Annotated in this window: 19 protein-coding genes and 1 tRNA gene; 8 read left to right on the forward strand and 12 right to left on the reverse strand. The window is 58.4% G+C overall.

From position 1 onward, the window contains the following. The first annotated feature begins 98 nt into the window (after window positions 1–98). The 3 genes from SLH47_RS17205 to SLH47_RS17215 all read left to right on the forward strand — a co-directional run bounded on the left by SLH47_RS17205 (window position 99) and on the right by SLH47_RS17215 (window position 1931). Window positions 99–174 (forward strand) — tRNA-Trp (locus SLH47_RS17205). A gap of 37 nt (window positions 175–211) precedes the next feature. Further along, a complete protein-coding gene (locus SLH47_RS17210; RefSeq protein ID WP_320241111.1) occupies window positions 212–1108 on the forward strand; it encodes a hypothetical protein in 897 nt (298 codons plus the stop codon). Between the two features lie 295 nt (window positions 1109–1403). After that, a complete protein-coding gene (locus SLH47_RS17215; RefSeq protein WP_320241113.1) occupies window positions 1404–1931 on the forward strand; it encodes a phosphoribosyl-AMP cyclohydrolase in 528 nt (175 codons plus the stop codon). Window positions 1932–2013: 82 nt separating this feature from the next. Here the strand turns inward: SLH47_RS17215 and rplL are convergent, their stop codons facing one another. Next, on the reverse strand, window positions 2014–2391 hold the full coding sequence (gene rplL, locus SLH47_RS17220) for a 50S ribosomal protein L7/L12 (protein ID WP_320241115.1): 378 nt from the start codon (window positions 2389–2391) through the stop codon (window positions 2014–2016). A 66-nt stretch (window positions 2392–2457) separates the two neighbouring features. Then, window positions 2458–2970: a 50S ribosomal protein L10 gene (rplJ, locus tag SLH47_RS17225; protein WP_320241117.1), complete on the reverse strand. Its 513-nt coding sequence runs from the start codon at window positions 2968–2970 to the stop codon at window positions 2458–2460. Between the two features lie 325 nt (window positions 2971–3295). Between rplJ and SLH47_RS17230 the strand changes: the two genes are divergently transcribed. After that, entirely contained in the window at window positions 3296–5065 is a 1770-nt protein-coding gene (locus SLH47_RS17230; RefSeq protein WP_320241120.1) for an EAL domain-containing protein, read from the forward strand. Window positions 5066–5375: 310 nt separating this feature from the next. On the opposite strand, the gene SLH47_RS17235 is transcribed toward SLH47_RS17230, so the two are convergent. Beyond that, complete coding sequence (locus SLH47_RS17235) at window positions 5376–5957, reverse strand: TetR/AcrR family transcriptional regulator (protein ID WP_320241122.1); 582 nt, start codon at window positions 5955–5957, stop codon at window positions 5376–5378. Between the two features lie 125 nt (window positions 5958–6082). Here SLH47_RS17235 and SLH47_RS17240 point away from each other — a divergent pair, with 125 nt between their 5' ends. Further along, on the forward strand, window positions 6083–6559 hold the full coding sequence (locus SLH47_RS17240; RefSeq protein WP_320241125.1) for a hypothetical protein: 477 nt from the start codon (window positions 6083–6085) through the stop codon (window positions 6557–6559). 24 nt (window positions 6560–6583) lie between these two features. Beyond that, window positions 6584–7264, forward strand: coding sequence for a deiodinase-like protein (locus SLH47_RS17245; RefSeq protein WP_320241127.1), 681 nt, complete (start codon window positions 6584–6586; stop codon window positions 7262–7264). A 32-nt stretch (window positions 7265–7296) separates the two neighbouring features. Here the strand turns inward: SLH47_RS17245 and SLH47_RS17250 are convergent, their stop codons facing one another. The 9 genes from SLH47_RS17250 to SLH47_RS17290 are packed head-to-tail and all read right to left on the reverse strand — an operon-like array spanning window position 7297 to window position 14276. After that, window positions 7297–8115, reverse strand: coding sequence for a bifunctional allantoicase/(S)-ureidoglycine aminohydrolase (locus tag SLH47_RS17250; RefSeq protein WP_320241130.1), 819 nt, complete (start codon window positions 8113–8115; stop codon window positions 7297–7299). Window positions 8116–8137: 22 nt separating this feature from the next. Next, complete coding sequence (locus SLH47_RS17255; protein ID WP_320241132.1) at window positions 8138–8800, reverse strand: cupin domain-containing protein; 663 nt, start codon at window positions 8798–8800, stop codon at window positions 8138–8140. Window positions 8801–8809: 9 nt separating this feature from the next. Continuing rightward, a complete protein-coding gene (locus SLH47_RS17260) occupies window positions 8810–9568 on the reverse strand; it encodes a 5-oxoprolinase subunit PxpA (protein ID WP_320241134.1) in 759 nt (252 codons plus the stop codon). Beyond that, the gene (locus tag SLH47_RS17265) at window positions 9569–10588 is read right to left on the reverse strand and encodes a biotin-dependent carboxyltransferase family protein (RefSeq protein ID WP_320241135.1); all 1020 of its coding nucleotides are present in this window, start codon (window positions 10586–10588) and stop codon (window positions 9569–9571) included. Beyond that, entirely contained in the window at window positions 10588–11313 is a 726-nt protein-coding gene (locus SLH47_RS17270) for a 5-oxoprolinase subunit B family protein (protein WP_320241137.1), read from the reverse strand. Before SLH47_RS17270 ends, SLH47_RS17265 begins: the two co-directional genes overlap by 1 nt. 32 nt (window positions 11314–11345) lie before the next feature. Beyond that, on the reverse strand, window positions 11346–11993 hold the full coding sequence (locus SLH47_RS17275) for an aldolase (RefSeq protein ID WP_320241138.1): 648 nt from the start codon (window positions 11991–11993) through the stop codon (window positions 11346–11348). Beyond that, window positions 11990–13207, reverse strand: a complete 1218-nt coding sequence (otnK, locus tag SLH47_RS17280) for a 3-oxo-tetronate kinase (RefSeq protein ID WP_320241140.1) — start codon at window positions 13205–13207, stop codon at window positions 11990–11992. Before otnK ends, SLH47_RS17275 begins: the two co-directional genes overlap by 4 nt. Beyond that, the gene (locus SLH47_RS17285) at window positions 13204–13989 is read right to left on the reverse strand and encodes an N-acyl homoserine lactonase family protein (RefSeq protein WP_320241141.1); all 786 of its coding nucleotides are present in this window, start codon (window positions 13987–13989) and stop codon (window positions 13204–13206) included. The genes otnK and SLH47_RS17285 overlap by 4 nt, the downstream gene beginning before the upstream one ends. Further along, window positions 13986–14276 (reverse strand): putative quinol monooxygenase, encoded by a 291-nt coding sequence (locus SLH47_RS17290; protein WP_320241143.1) that lies wholly within the window; start codon window positions 14274–14276, stop codon window positions 13986–13988. The genes SLH47_RS17285 and SLH47_RS17290 overlap by 4 nt, the downstream gene beginning before the upstream one ends. 162 nt (window positions 14277–14438) lie before the next feature. Here SLH47_RS17290 and SLH47_RS17295 point away from each other — a divergent pair, with 162 nt between their 5' ends. Beyond that, complete coding sequence (locus SLH47_RS17295; RefSeq protein ID WP_320241146.1) at window positions 14439–15527, forward strand: isocitrate/isopropylmalate dehydrogenase family protein; 1089 nt, start codon at window positions 14439–14441, stop codon at window positions 15525–15527. Beyond that, complete coding sequence (locus SLH47_RS17300) at window positions 15524–16537, forward strand: Gfo/Idh/MocA family oxidoreductase (RefSeq protein ID WP_320241148.1); 1014 nt, start codon at window positions 15524–15526, stop codon at window positions 16535–16537. The genes SLH47_RS17295 and SLH47_RS17300 overlap by 4 nt, the downstream gene beginning before the upstream one ends. Window positions 16538–16565: the final 28 nt, after the last annotated feature.

The raw sequence follows: 16565 nt of genomic DNA on the forward strand, positions 1-16565 counted from the left end.
GCGTGGGATTGTGTTTCTCCCGCTTCATATTTCCACGCGGCAGACCAAGTCCACCCTTGATCCTCTTTGCAATTCAGACTAGTCCAGCATCCGGTCATAGGGGTATAGCTCAGTTGGTAGAGCGGCGGTCTCCAAAACCGTAGGTCGCGGGTTCAAGTCCTGCTGCCCCTGCCAGACCCGATTGCCGCCTGTTGGAGGCTCCTTCTCCCACATGTCCGCCGATGATTTGACAATCGCCTTTCATATCGGCGCGCATAAGACGGCGACAACCCATTTGCAGCGCTCGCTAATGAAGTCGGTCGAAGGGATGGCGGCGGCAGGTGTGCGGTATTATGGGCCGCAGGATTTTCGTTTGCCGGGCCGGTCAATTTTCGCGCTTTTTGGCCTGAAGGATGCTTCGCCAGTGGGGCCGCGCCGGTCACCACAGGCGCAATTGGCGCTGATGCGCAAGGACGCCGCGCGCATTGTCTTCAGCGAAGAAAACTTTATCGGCGTTCTGAACTCACCACGCCGATTGCCTGTGAAACAGCGCTATCCGCATGCCGCGACGCGGATCAGCCGCCTCGCCGCAGCTATGGAGCGCCCGATTGACGTGCTGTTGGGCATCCGTCATCCGACGGCCTTTCTGAACTCTGCCTATTGCCAGCAATTGATGGGCGGTCGGGTTGTGCCCTTCGCACGATATCATCAGATCAATCCAGTCAAGAGCGTGGATTGGCTTGATCTGGTCGCACGTTTGCGTGCGGCAGAAGGAGTGGGCCAAGTGACGGTTTGGCGTTACGAGGATTACGCGACACTCTTTCCCCGGATCTGCAGCGCGCTGGTTGGCGCGCGTGCTGCCTCGTTGGTGCGTCCCTTGGACAGAAGGATTCACGAAGGTCTATCCGCCGAAGCTGTTTCTGAGACACTGGCGCGCCATGCGAAGGACCAGACCGAAAAACTGGGTTTTGCCATGCGTAAGACGATGCCAGTCGGCCCCGATCACCCACGGTTTGATGGATTTGGACCGGACGACCATGCTGCGGGTGATGCGGCTTACGCTCACCAAATTGCGGGGATCCGTGAGCTGTCTGGGGTGACGTTTCTGGACCCTGATCAGCCAGAGTAACAGCGGCAACTGAAAGCCGCTGCATTTGGAAGGTACAACCTACGCGTGACGTAGGCCGACTTTGACTCAGCCACTTCCGCGTGTAGTTTTTCATTACCTGACAGAATAAATCAGGCATGCGGCGCGTAAGTTCGGTGATGACGGTGAGAATGGATGATCCACTCACCGCATCGGCTTCGGTGCAACCCAACACCGGCAGTTTGCGCATGGGGATGAACCCCGTGTGCCGAAGTTTTCTGGAATGGGGCGTCAGAAGGCTTTGATGATCAAAACGTTCCCGAAATGAGATGAACTTATGACCATGAAGAACCGGTTTCTTGTAACGCTTGGTGTGGTATTTTCAGCTGGCGTTGCGACCGCCGACACGATTTCGGAACAGAGCGTCATCGACGCGCAAACCGCCTGGGGCGAGGGCATTGTGGCCATCTCTGAAACCCATGCGACTGGCGGTGACTATGCCGCACGCGCGGCCACACATATCAACGACCTTTACGCCTACGGGATGACGGATGTCATGTTCAAACCGACCTTGGCGGCTGATGACCAATTCCGCGAAGACTTTGCCGAAGCGCTCAGCTATTTCGTCGGTACCGAGGGAACTGAGGATACCGGCTTTGCCATCAAGGGCTGGACCAATGTTCGTTGGGAAAACAACGGCATCTTCACAACTGACGACGCGGCGATTGCCATGGGCAACTACTATTTCACCGGCCCTGATGGCAGCGAGACGAAGGTTGAATACTCATTCGGTTATGTGATGGACGATGAGGGCCAGTTGCGGATCAACCTGCATCACTCATCACTGCCCTACGCACCGTCATAAGGCGACGGGGCTCTACCATTCGCGCAACAAAAAACCGGGCCGCTGATGCGACCCGGTTTCTTTTTGATCAAATTGATCCGACTTAGGCCAGTTCGACCTCGGCGCCAGCTGCTTCCAGCTTGCCTTTGATCTCTTCGGCTTCGTCCTTGGCAACGCCTTCTTTGATCTTGCCGCCAGCTTCGACCAGGTCTTTGGCTTCTTTCAGGCCAAGACCGGTGATGCCGCGGACTTCTTTGATGACGTTGATTTTCTGCGCGCCGGCGTTCTTCAGAACGACGTCGAATTCAGACTTTTCTTCAGCAGCAGCACCGCCACCGTCTGCACCAGGTGCCATTGCGACAACAGCGCCACCAGCAGCAGGCTCAATGCCGTACTCGTCTTTCAGGATTGTTTTCAGTTCTTGTGCTTCGAGAAGGGTCAGACCAACGATCTCTTCAGCCAGTTTTTTCAGATCAGCCATTTTATGCTTTCCGTTTCCGTTTTGTGTGTTCCAACGTGAGGGTAAACCTCAAGTCAATTCAGTGCCTTATGCAGCCTTCTCTTCGATGGTCGAAAGAATGCTCGCGATGTTGCTTGCAGGCGCGCCAATGGCCCCGGCGATGTTGGATGCAGGTGCCCCGATGCAACCCACGATCGAAGCGATAAGCTCCTCGCGGCTTGGCATTTTGGCAACCGATGTCACACCAGCTGGGTCAAGTGCTTGATCGCCCATAGCACCACCGAGAATGACGAGCTTGTCATTCTCTTTGGCGTAGTTATCCATGACCTTGGCCGCAGCCACTGGGTCTTCGGAATAGGCAAGCACAGTCATGCCGGACAGGTATTCAGCGATGCTGGCGCATGGCTTTCCGTCCAAAGCAATCTTGGCGAGCTTGTTCTTGGCAACGCGCACGGCCCCGCCCGCTTCACGCATGTTTGCGCGCAGGTCCTGCATTTCGGCAACTGTCATGCCTTCGTAGTGGGCAACCACGACGACGCCAGAGCTTTCAAAGATCTGGCCGAGATCTTCGACCAGCTGTTCTTTTTGTGCTCTATCCACAGTTTCACTCCAAGTTTGGGAATTGCTTCCCGGCTCAATTTTGCCGCGCGGCGAACCGCACAACAGTCGATGTCCAATGGATACGGGGGTTGAGCCGTTGGAGCCGAGGAGAGCCTCAGATCATTCCGGTCTATCCCGTCTCAGGCAGGAATTAATGGCATAAGGCCAACCCACCGTCTCGGACGAACAAAGCCCCGACGAATCGCACGACAGGGCCATGCGGAGTGATTACTGGCCCCAAGCTGTGTTGCCAAGCCCTATTCCATCACTCCGCCAGATTGCTGACGCTAACACTTGCTCAATGCCTTGCGGCTATGAAGGCGTGATGGCTGAGGAAAAAGACACCAAGATCCGCGACCTAGAGGACTTTGCGGGCATTGCGTCGGATTGGTTTTGGGAGACCGATGCCGAGCATCGCTTTACCTATTTCTCGGGCCGCATGGAAGAAGTGACCAAGATCCCCAAGTCCGAGATTCTTGGCCGCAGACGCGATATCGTGGCCAGTGATCGTGCCGACTTGGCCAAGTGGAACGACCATATTGCTGATCTGAACGCCTGCCGTCCTTTCAAGGATTTTGAGTATTCGATCAATAGACGCACCGATGGATCGGTGTTGTGGATGCGCGTCGCTGGCCAACCGCTTTTTGCCGATGACGGGACGTTTATTGGCTATCGTGGCACCGGCCACGACATCACGCATGAAAAAGAGGCGATGCAGCGCCTGGTCGAAACCAACACCCAACTGGCCGAACGTAATCGTGAATTGGATGAGGCGCGCAATGCGCTTGAACGGGCCGCCTATGTCGACGCGTTGACCGGGTTGCTCAATCGCCGGTCCTTTGAGCGAGATTTGCAGTGTGTGCTAGACAATGCATGCGGATCAGTCGGACTTCTGCATGTCGATCTGGACCGGTTCAAATGGGTGAACGATACGCTTGGCCATCCGGCGGGCGACACTGTGCTCTCCGAGGCGGCACGGCGCATTTCAATCGTGGTTGGTGACAAAGGCGCGGTATATCGCGTTGGTGGTGACGAATTTCTGATCATCATGCAGGACGGTGTCACATCTGATCTTGCCCAATGGGTGGGGGACGCAATTGTTGAGGCGATGGCCGCCCCGATTTGCCATGGCAACCAACGCGCCACCGTAGGCGCTAGCGTTGGTTTTGCCATCGCCAAAGATGGGCGGATGTCGCCCAGCCGTCTGCTTGCGAATGCCGATGTTGCCCTTTACGCGGCGAAACGCGGCGGACGCAATATGGTTTGCGAAACGACGTCCGAGATGGAGGCGCAGATCAGGGCAGACCGACGTCTGGCCGCGGACATACCTGTTGCCATCGAACGTCAGGAGTTCGTTGCTTACTTTCAGCCGCAAGTGAATGTGGGAACCGGCGCCATCGTTGGGGCGGAGGCGCTGGTACGCTGGCAGCACCCGGAACTGGGGCTTTTGCTGCCCGGTACATTTCTCGACTCTGCTGCAGAGCTTGGGCTATTGGCCGAGATTGATCGCCACATGCTCCGGCAGGCGCTGGAGACTGCTGCGCGGTTGAAACAACAGGGACTGATACTGCCCTCGGTTTCGGTCAATATCAGTGCCGCCCGCCTAGTCGATCCTGAACTGCCAAAGGACATTGATGAGATCTGGGTTGATCGCAGTTGCCGTCTCGCGGTCGAGTTACTTGAAACGATCTATTTCGACGAAAGCCGCGAAACGCCGCAGTTTGAGGATAATCTTGCGCAACTGCGCGAGATGGGGGTGCGTATTGAGACCGATGATTTTGGCAGCGGGCGTGCCTCAATCACTGGTTTGCTCAAGATCTGGCCGGATCGGCTAAAGGTGGATCGCAGCCTGATCCAAGCTGCAGTCAATGAGCCGGTGAAACGCAGTATCGTCTCGGCGATACTTGATATGACCCGTGGCCTTGGCATCGAAGCGGTGGCCGAGGGCGTGGAAACACACGCGGATATCGAGGCGATCAGAGCGTTGGGGTGCAACATTTTCCAGGGCTACGCCTTGGCGCGCCCGTTGTGCGAGGCTGATTTGGCGTCGTTTCTCGACGCACAACAAAGCGCATGGCGTGCCGCCAGTCTGTAAGCGATGTGGGAACTGGAAACTGCGAGCACTGCAATGCCGATCGTTTAAATAGAGAATGCCGGATGGTGGAAATGCGCACGCAAGACCCCTGTCTCAATTAGCTTCGGGATGAGTCTTTCCCGATAAACTGGACGCACCCACGCGCCGGGTGCTTCGCCGGTGTGAAGCTGGCAGTTGTGATTGCATGCAGAGGGTCGTCTCAGCTCCTTAACCTGGAGGTGCTTCGGAATCTGGTGGCGTTGATACCATCACTGTGGCAAGCCGGATGTTCGCCGTCTCAGACAACTGCGGCTCGGCTGGCTCGTCGCATTCAGCCAAAAAACAGATCCAGCGACGCAGCCACGCGATCTTTCGCCAAGCTTGTCATGACAGGATCACGATAGACATCGCCCGTCATCACGACCGCGGTGCCTGCGGTCAGTGACACAAGGTGCAAGAACAAGACGTCCGGGTGCTCATCCGGCCGCCAACCCTGGCTTTGTGCGGTTGCAATCTCGCGCCTTTGCGCTTCCGCGAATGTGGTCAGCATCTTGGTGAGGTCGTCCGAGGCATGCCGCATCACGTCGGGGTTGCGCAGGATCTGGTGGAGTGCTGCATTGGCCATCGCCCAGTCCACATAGGCAAGCGCCATGGCACGCAATCGCTTGACACCCGAGGCTGCCTCAGCCGCCTGATCTGTCGCCGCGACAAGGCTACCCACGCCTTCAATCGCGATGGCATTCAGAAGATCGGCCTTTGTTGCGAAATGCCGCAGTGGTGCGGCGTGGCTCACCCCAAGGTCCCTTGCAAGGGCCCGAAGGCTCAGATGTTCCACGCCCTTTTCGCTCAGCGTTTCAATGGCGCGGTCCAGCAGGGCCTGGCGCAGATTTCCGTGATGATAGGGTGCGTTCATTTATTTTCCCGACTCATGTTGTCACTGACTACATCGTAACCTATGTAGGCGGTGACAACATGAGTGGCGCTTGTCGTGATGTCAATGCGCCCGTTCTGACGGCACCAAAGACAGAAAGGAACACTATGACAGATATTGTGCCCACACTCCTCGCCGGGCTTCTTGGCCTTGGGACGGGGATTTTCCTGGTTTTGTCGCTGATCGAAAAACCCGTCTGGCGCCTGATGTGGGCGCCGCAATCTGCACAGGTCAGCGATGAGGACGCGCGAAAGGTGCATGCGATCCTGAAACGCGTCATTCACCTGCTACCACCCACCATGATGACAACGATGGGCACTGTTTCGGTCCTGATGTGCGTGCTGCTTTGGCAGGCGGGCTTCTCTGCGGTGGCGATGACGGTCGCAGGGCTTTTCTTCGTCCAGCTGGTCCTGATCGTCGCACGGCTCTTCAAAGATATTCGCGGGGTCGAAGCCGTCCCGTCAGATGGTGAGTTGACGGCCGTGCGTGATGGGCTGGGGGCACTGGCACTGCTGCATCATCGGGGGCTGTTGATGACGCTGAGCACTTTGATTGCTCTGCTAACCGCCCTCGCATTTTCATAAACAATCGCAAATTGGAGACCGACCATGACCACCAAGACCTATGGCTATCGCCGCTTTACCCCCGAAGAATATGACTTCACCGTGGATGAGGGCCTGAAGGCTGGCGACATCTACAAGGACGCGACCTTGCAGACACTTGATGGCGCGACCGTACAGCTTTCCGATTATCTGCGGGACAAACCGCTTGTCCTTGAAACCGGCAGCATGACCTGCCCGATGTATGCGCAAAGCGTACCGCCAATGATGCAACCGATCGAGAAATATCCCGGTCTTGATCATGTCCTGCTTTACGTGCGTGAGGCGCATCCGGGCGAGCTGCAGCCGCAGCACCGGACCGAAGCTGACAAGATCACCGCCGCGCAAAAGACCAAGCGCCGGTATCGTGATGGGCGGACCATTCTGGTGGACGACGTGAACGGTTCAGCGCATCGGTTCTACGGCACAATGCCAAACTCCATCTTCGTCATCGCGCCTGACGGCAAGATCCTGTTCCGCAGCATCTGGAACAACGCCAACGAGATGGATGCCATTCTTGGGGCAATTGCCCGTGGCGAGCCTGTGCAATCGCGCGAATTGAAAGCCGTGCCGCCGTTTTCGTTTCGCGCAGTTCTGACGCTTTTGATGGGCGGGATTGTGGCCGTCTGGGATTTTGTGCGCGGGCTGCACCAGCTTGTCGCAAACCACAAGAAGGTTGGAAATATGTAACCTGCGCCTAGGCGGCGAGGGGTCCTCGTCGCCTACACACTTAGCGGCATGTGGCGGTTCACGTCTTTATAAAGCAAGTAACGGAACGGACCCGGTCCACCCGCATAACAGGCCTGTGGGCAAAAGGCGCGCAGCCACATGAAATCACCGGCCTCAACTTCCACCCAATCCTGATTGAGCCGATAGACCGCTTTGCCTTCCAGCACATAAAGCCCGTGCTCCATCACATGGGTTTCGGCAAAGGGGATCACGGCGCCGGGTTGAAAGGTGACGATATTGACATGCATGTCGTGGCGCATGTCTGCGGGGTCGACAAAGCGCGTCGTTTTCCATGAGCCATTTGTGTCCGGCATTGCCGTGGTTTCGGCATTGTCTTCATGCGTGACAAAGGCGGTCGGATTGGCGATCCCGTCAACCGTCTGATAGGCCTTGCGGATCCAGTGGAAGGTCGCGCCTTGGTTCGTCTGCAGCGCCCAATCCGTCTGCGGCGGGACATAGGCATAGCTGCCGGGTTTCATTGCGTGGGTCTCGCCCGCGATGGTCAGGGTGAACGCGCCTTCGGTTACGAACAGCACGGCCTCTGCGACGGGGTCGGTTTCCGGCTTTTGGCTGCCGCCGCCTGCGCTGACCTCAACAATGTACTGGCTAAAAGTCTCCGCAAAGCCAGAGAGCGGGCGGGCGAGCACCCAAGCGCGGGTCTTGTCCCAAAAGGGCAGGTTGCTGGTGACGATATCGGTCATCACGCCCTTGGGGATTACGGCGTACGCATCGGTGAACACCGCCCGGTCCGTCAAAAGCTGCGTTTGCGGCGGCAGCCCGCCTTTGGGCGTGTAATAGGTTGGTTTTGTCATTATAGTGCCGCTCTTTGAAACGTCAGACCTTGGGTGCCGTGGCATAAGGCAGATGCCCCGTCTTGATCCAGAGCTTTGCACCTGCCTCACCGGCGATCAAGCGCAGGGGTGCACCCTCCGGCAGTCGGAGCCACGCCCCTTTTTGCAATTGATCCCCGGCTTCTGTCGCGGCCCCCGCGATCATCAATATCTCGGCCCCGCCATCGGGCGTTTCGTCAAGCATCGCACCCGGTTCCATCGCAATGAACCGGACCGTTTCGCGGCTGTCCTGATGCAGGATTTTGCTGCTCACCTGATCACCCGTCAGGCCCTCTTCCATGTCCATACGGAACTGGGTCCGGTCATCCCGGTCGAATTGCCAGAGCTTGACGAAAATCGTGCAGCCCTCAGCCGCGCCGGGTGTGTGCGAGGTGGTCGGCGGATTGCGCACATAGGTGCCCGCCGGATAATCGCCGTGCTCGTCCTGAAAGGTGCCTTCAAGAACAATGAATTCTTCGCCGCCCGTGTGGGTATGTGCAGAAAACTTGCTGGCCGGCGCATAACGCACGATCGAGGTCGCGCGCGCCACCTCGTCGCCCATGCGGTCGAGCATGCGCCGGTCAACGCCGGGCATGGGTGAGGCGATCCATGGCATGTCATGCGTCTGGATCAGGACACGTTGGCTGAAATCGGCATTGAGTTTCATCGTAAGCCCCTAAAGCGGTGCCAGCGTGATGCCAGCATTCGTCAGATGTTGCCGGATACCGCGTGCCATCGCTACAGCACGCGGCGTATCCCCGTGCAGGCAGATCGTGTCGATCTGACAGGGGATGTGTTTGCCGGACTCGGCGATGATCGCCCCAGTCTCTAGCATCTCCAGAATGCGCGGCGCGGCAATGGCGGCGTCATGCAGGACCGCACCTGGCAGGTTACGATCAACAAGCGTGGCGTCGTCGTTATAGGCGCGGTCGGAAAAGATCTCACCGGCCCAATTGCATCCCAGTTCGCGCGCCGTTTCCTCTTGTGCGGTGGCGGCCAGCACCATGATCACGATATCCGGTTCGACATCGAGCGCGGCCTGATAGCACACACGCGCAAGCGCGTGATCCACCGACGCCATATTGGCGAGCGCCCCGTGCAGCTTCAGATGCCGCACTTTGCCGCAGGCCCGCTTGGCCATCGCTTGTGCTGCGCCAAGCTGATAGGCGACGGCATTCGCCAATTCGTCATGCGGGATCGGCAGGTTGCGCCGCCCGAACCCCTTAAGGTCGGCAAAGCCGGGATGCGCGCCGATACCGACGCCTTTTTCAACAGCGATGCGCATGGTCCTGTCCATGACATCCGGGTCGCCTGCGTGAAATCCGCATGCGACATTGGCCGAGGTCACGATGTCCAAGAGTGCGGCATCATCGCCCATCTGCCAGGGCCCAAAACCTTCGCCCATATCGGAATTCAGATCGACTTTGCGTGTCATTCAGGGCCTTTCAAGATCGTCACCGGGTGTCGCCCCGCTGATCAATTGGTAGCCGAGCAGATCAGGAATGTCATGCGGATCGCGGATGATGGGGCGACATGTGCTGGTGAGTTCCCTCAGGAGAGCGGCGTCTGACTTGGCGGTGGCATCCGCCTCCTCGACGCTCAGAAACGTAAAGCGCAATGGTGTGCCGGGTGCCGCCTGCGCGACTTTTGGCAAATCAGCGGGGACCACAGTGCCAATCCGGGGATAACCACCAATGGTTTGACATTCGGCAAGAAGGACAAACGGAATGCCGTCCCCTGTCATCTGGATGTCGCCGGGCACAATCAGGTCGGAGACGATGCTGCGCCCTCCATCGACAGAGAAACCCGCCCCATCATGGTCAAGACGCACACCCTGTCTGTTGCCCCGGGGGCTGCGGGTAAAGGGCGTCGCGGTAAAGTGCTGCAACGTTTCTTGACTGAAGAAGTTTGTCTGTGGCCCCGGCATGATGCGGATTGTGCCGCCGGTGAACCGGTCCTCCACCGACAATGCGAGGGGAGAGGTCAGCGGTGCAGGGTCGGGTTCAAAAGGCAGTTGGTCACCCGCTGAGAGCAGGGAGCCGATGCCTGCGGTCAGATGGGCCGCGCGGCTGTCCATCACAGGCGTTGTCGCGATCCCACCTGCCAAAGCCAGATAGCCAAAGACGCCGGTAACGGCCCCGCCGATCGTCAGTTTCTGCCCTGCTTGCAAGTAGTAAGTCCGGTTCGCAGCGATGAGCTCGCCATCGATATCGGCCTGCATCTGCGCGCCTGTCAGCGAGATGCGCGTATCGCTGTCGGTACTGAACGCGCCGCCAAAGCCCATCATTTCGATGACGGCCTGTTGTGGTGACGCTCCTAGCAATGCGGCAGCCTCGAAAAGGGCGCGCCGGTCAACAGCGCCGCCCGCTGAGAGGCCCTGCGCCTTCCAGCCGGGGCGACCAAGATCCTGCACGGTCAGACCGGGGCCCGCATGATGAATTGTCAATTGCGGCATCACCGCAAGACCTCGCACCGCGCGCCACCATTGGTGGCGGGGTCGGCCTTGATATCCGCAAATGCACTTGCAGAGACCGCGTGAGACTGAACGCCATCGCCGGGTTGGAAGGCAAAGGGCGTAGATGTTTCCGGCAGATAGACGCGGAATCCCGTCTGGCCAATATGGCGCCAGCCGGTTGGCGCATCCGCGGCCCAGATGATCAACTGACGCACCGCCGTGATCAGCGCCCCACGCGGCAGGCTGTCGGTCAAAGCGCTTTGTCGCGGGATGTCCCAATGATCTGGTAGCATGCCTAGATAGGGTTGTCCGGGCGCAAAACCGATGGCGATCACGCGGGTTCTTTGCCCCGTGATTTCGGCAATCGCCTGATCAACGGTCACTCCGGCCAAGTCTGCCGCTTCAGCCAATTGCGGGGCGTGTTCGGGGCTAAAACAGGCCGGAATGTGCCAGAGCCTTTTGGGTTCTGTGTCGGGCTGGATGTCTTCGGTGACAAGCGCGCGGATTGCTTTGCTCACCTCGTCTCGCGTCGTCTGCGCGGGGTCAAAACCGACGCGCACTGAGGTGAGGGAGGACGCCACCTCGGTAATGCCGTCAACATCCGCTGCGGCAAATTGATCCCGAAAGCTCAGCGCCTGCGCATTGGCTTCGTCGGTCAGGACACGCGAAAAGCGGACAAGGATGCCGTCCACTCCAAGCGGGCACAATTCCGGTTCAGCGCTCATGGCGTGTTCTTAGGCGCAACGACAGGCCCCGCCTAGTCGTAATCGACGTTGAATTGTTTGACGACCTGAGCGACCTGCGCCTCGGTCATGCCGATAGGGTTAAGGCCGCGCGTGAGGATGGCGAGCTTTGCGTTTTCTTCGAACTCTTCCATGGCGTAGACCGTTGCGGCAAGGTCCTCTCCAGCCACGACGGGCCCATGGTTCGCCAGCAACACGGCACTGCAAGTCGGTGCGATGGCACGAATAGCTGCGCCCATTGCCGGGTCGCCGGGCACAAAGAAGGACAGCCATTTGACCTTGCCCAGGCGCATGATCGCGTAGGGTGTCAATGTCGGCAGGACATTGTCGCGGTCGATATCGGGCAGCATCGACAACGCAACAGCATAGGTGCAGTGAAGGTGAACTACAGCGCCCGCTGACGGGCGGGTGTCATAAAATGCCGTGTGCAGAGGGATCTCCTTGGTCGGTTTATCACCGGCCAGATGAACGCCTTCGGGCGAAATAAGGCTGATCTGCGCGGGATCAAGAAAGCCCATCGAACTGCCGGTGGGGGTGATCAGGATGGTCCCGTCAGACATCCGGACCGAGATATTCCCGGACGAGCCACAGGTCAGCCCGCGGTCAAATATGGATTTGGCAAGACGGGTGAGATCCTCGCGCGCTTTCGCCTCTTCGCTCATCTCGTGGTTTCCATGTCGCGCAAAGCTGTGGTGAAAAAGTCCTCGGCCCCAAAGTTCCCGGATTTGAGTGCAAGTGCAATATCGCCGTGTCGAAGGGCGGGGACACCGGGGGCGAGTTTCGGTCCGATATGCAGCGTTTGCGCCTTCAGCCCCGTGACCACCGCGCCGGAGGTTTCGCCGCCAGCCACTACGATCCGTTTCACGCCCTTTTCGGCGAGGACGGCGGCAAGGTCTGCGAAAAGCGTCTCGATCTTATCCGCAATTGCTTCTCGCCCATATGTGGCTTGCGCCTTGGCCACGACATGTGGATCGGCCGATGAATACACAAGCGGCGCGATGGGTTGGTCCAGGGTCCAAGCGACGATCTCATCTAGCTGCACACTGCCTGACATCACGTCATCGGCTTTGATCTCAACGGACGGAGCGCTGGTCTTGTAATGGGCGACCTGTCCGCGTGTTGCACGGCTGCATGAGCCTGAGAGGACAACACCCGGCCCAAAAATACCAGCCCATGGCGGAGTCGCAGGAGTAGCACCGAAATTGGCTGGCAGGCCGAGGGCAATGCCTGAGCCGCCTGTGAGAAGCTTTTGCCCCCTTGCGGCTCTGCCAATTGTGCAAAGGTCCGCATCGGAAATGGCATCGACAATGATCATGGCCCGTTCGGAAGGAAGCGCGCGGGCCATCGCTGCAGGTCCCTGCGACACAACGGCTTGCGGTAGGTGTGCCACAGGCCATGTGGTCTGCCGGCCAAGAACGCGTCGCAGATCAGCGTCCTTCATCGGCGTCAATGGATGATCCTGCATACCGCTTTCATTCAGCAGCACGTCTCCCACAAAAAGATGGCCCATATAGACACTGCGTCCGTTTGCAGGAAAGGCAGGGCAAGTCAGGATGTGTTTGGCCTCAAGATGCGTGCCCAATGCCTCGGCCACCTGACCTATATTGCCGGCATCGGTGCTGTCGAAGGTGGAGCAAATCTTGAAAATGATCTGTTCGGCGCCTTGGCTGAGGAGCCAGTTGCAGGCAGCGAGACACTGGTCAATCGCCTCCTCAGCGGGGATCGTGCGGGATTTCAGTGCGACCACGCCCGCCTCAACATCTGTCTCGGCATCGGGGATGCCCACGAATTGTGCCGTCCGCATGCCGCCCTCGGCGAGCGTGAGTGCTATGTCGGAGGCGCCGGTAAAATCATCGGCAATGACGCCGATCTTCACGAGTTCGGGCCTTGATCGAGGCGGGTGATGTGCTCGGCCTTCCCTTGCGGGAAGTTCTCGCGGACCAGTGGATCATGGCCCGGAATGATTAGCGAAGGTCTGGAGGCGAGCCTGTGCAGCGTGTCGAAACCGTCGAGCATGTTTTGCAGATCGACAACAATCGGGAACGGTTTGCGCGCCTCGAAATTCTCATAATAGTGCGCTGCATCCGAGGCGAGCACCAGCCAGCCTGCTGACGTCCGCACACGCACGCATTGCAAGCCCCGCGAATGCCCGCCGATACAATGCACCGTCACGCCATCGGCCACGGCCCCGTCGCCATCGTGAAAGATCAGCCGTCCGGTATAGAGCCGCTTGATCGCCTCACACACATGCGCCGCAGTGAAAGGCATGCGCAAGGTGTCGTGGCACATGCAGGGCCCCGTGGCAAAGGCCATTTCCGCGGCCTGCATATGCAGGGTCGCATTTGGGAAAAGGTGCAGCCCGCCCGCATGGTCATAGTGCAGATGCGTGACGATGATGGTGGTGATGTCTTCGGGCTTCAAGCCAAAGGGGGCCAGTGCTTTGCCGGGATTGAGGCGTATTGGACGGTCACGCGCGGCGGCTTCTGCATCGTCATAGCCGGTATCGACGAGGATAACCTCGTCTCCGCGTTGCAAGAGCCAAATAAAGTAATCCATCGCATGCGGCGCGTCGTGATTGTCATCGAAGATAAAGCTGTCGGCCCGCGTCCGCGCGTTGCGGTCGGCATATTTGATGGCATGGACTTCCCAATCGCTCATTTTAGGACACGGTCCCACGTGTGCACCGTCCTTTCCGCGACAAGATCATTGGTGGCGGTGTCAAACGCCCGAAAATGCGCGCTCGTCAGATGAGCGTCAAAGGCGGCGCTGTCGGAGTAGAGTTCGTAAAGAAAGACTGCTTCGGGTTCCTGGCTGTTGGTCGCGACACTAAACTGGTGACAATCCGGTTCATCGCGTAGCGAGATGCGTGCATTTTCAAGCATCAATGGCATGAATTCATCAGCCTTGCCGGGCTTCAGGGTCAGCGTCACACAAACAGCGTACATGTTACCTCTTCCTTCGCAACAGACCAAAACCGCGTGCCCGCGCTTACGCGTCCAGAGATTTTGGTCTCTTCATCATGGCGGACACGTGTTCGATATTGCAAGTATTTGTGCATGGTTTAATGTATACATTCAAGTGAGAGTTAATGAATAGGAACAGGCATTATGGCGCGTGCTTTTCAGATTGCCGTCTTTGAGGGGGATGGCATCGGTCCCGAAATCATGACGCCAACTCTTCACATCCTCACACAATTATCGACGGCTCGTGCCGACTATTCGCTTGATTTCGTAACGCACCCGGCCGGTGCGGCGCATTATTCGAAGACCGGGGAAAGTCTGCCAGCCACGTCTTTGGAAGCGGCGGGCGCTGCGGATGCGATCTTGCTTTCAGCCATGGGCCTGCCGGATGTGCGCTACGAAGATGGGACCGAGATTTCCCCGCAGATCGATCTGCGCAAGGCATTCAACCTGTTCGCCGGGGTCCGCCCGGTGCGCGTGGGGCCGGGGCATCCGACGCCGCTCAAAATTCCCGAAGGCCGCGCGATTGATTTTGTGCTAATCCGGGAAAGCACAGAAGGTCTGTTTCACACGCAGGGTCGCGGCGAGGTCAGTGCGGATGAGGCGCGCGAGACCTTGCTGATTACGCGTAAGGTGTCGGAGAAACTGTTCCAGTTTGCCTTTCAGCTTGCGCAAGACCGTAAGAACCGTGGCGTGGGGCAAGGCCGCGTGACATGCGTTGACAAGGCCAATGTCTTTCGCGCATTCGCCTATTTCCGGGGACTTTTTGATGTAGAGGCAGCGAAGCATCCGGGATTGAACGCCGATCACGCCTATGTAGATGCGACCGCGCTCTGGATGGTTCAGAAGCCGTGGGATTTTGATGTTCTTGTGACCGAGAACATGTTTGGCGACATCCTGTCTGATCTTGGCGCGGGTTTGATGGGGGGGCTTGGCCTGGCCCCATCAGCGGATATCGGGCTGAACCAGGCCGTGTTTCAGCCCTGCCATGGCTCGGCACCCGATATTGCGGGCGAGGGCAAGGCCAATCCCATCGCCATGATCCTGTCTGCCGCCATGATGCTAGAATGGCTCGGCACGCGCCATGACGTTCCGGCGATGATCGAAGACGGGCAGCGTTTGCGTGATGCGGTCGAGACCGTACTGTTGCAGTCCGACCAACTTACGCCGGATCTGGGTGGCGGCAATACGACGGCTGGTATTGAGCAGGCGGTGTTGGCGGCACTTTACGCATGACCTTGCGCGTCGCATGTGTTGGCGCGGGTTACTTCAGCCAGTTCCACATCGAAAGTTGGCGCCGGATACCGCAGGTCGAACTGGTGGGTGTCTGCGATCAGGTGCGCGAAAAGGCAGAGGCGACGGGCGCACCGGCCTTCACAAAACTCGCAAGAATGCTCGACGCGGTGCGGCCGGATGTCGTTGACGTGATCCTGCCACCGGTCCGTCATGCAGAAGCGATAGGGGCGGCCATCGCGCATGGAGGCCTCAAGGCGATCATCTGCCAAAAACCCTTTTGCGAGAACCTGGCAGAGGCCGAAGCGATGGTGGCCCACGCCGAAAAGGTGGGCGTACCCCTAATCGTGCACGAAAATTTTCGTTTTCAGCCCTGGTACCGCAAAGTCAAAGAGGTGCTGGATCGGGGTGATCTGGGCGATCTCTATCAGGTGACTTTTCGCCTGCGCCCCGGAGACGGGCAGGGGGCCGATGCCTATCTGGCTCGTCAACCTTATTTTCAGAAGATGAAGCGTTTCTTGATCCATGAAACCGGAATGCACTGGATCGATACGTTTCGCTATCTTCTAGGGCCACCCCATGCCGTTTATGCTGATTTGCGACGGGTGAACCCTGTCATCGCGGGCGAGGATGCGGGGCTCGTTGTCTTCGACCACGCAGGCGGCGTTCGAGCGGTATTCGACGGCAACCGCAGCGTTGATCACGCTGCCGACAATCCGCGGCGTACGATGGGCGAAGCTGTATTCGAAGGCAGCGCAGGTGTGCTGACCCTGCGCGGCGACGGATCGCTTGGTCTGCGCAAGCGTGGGGCTCAGAGCGAAACCGTCATCTTGCCGCCCGATAAGCATGAGGGTTTTGGCGGCGATTGCACGCATGCATTGCAATTACACGTCGTTTCAGGACTAATGTCAGGGCAACCGCTTGAAAATTTGGCGGCAGATTACCTGCAGGTCATTCGCATAGAGGAGGCGGTTTATCGGTCGGCTGAGACCGGTCAGAAAGTGAAAGTCTAAGTCAATGCCGTCGCAAGCGCAGAAATCA

Origin of the sequence: Cognatiyoonia sp. IB215182, from assembly GCF_033963905.1 — a bacterium.
Classification (GTDB): Bacteria; Pseudomonadota; Alphaproteobacteria; order Rhodobacterales; family Rhodobacteraceae; genus Yoonia.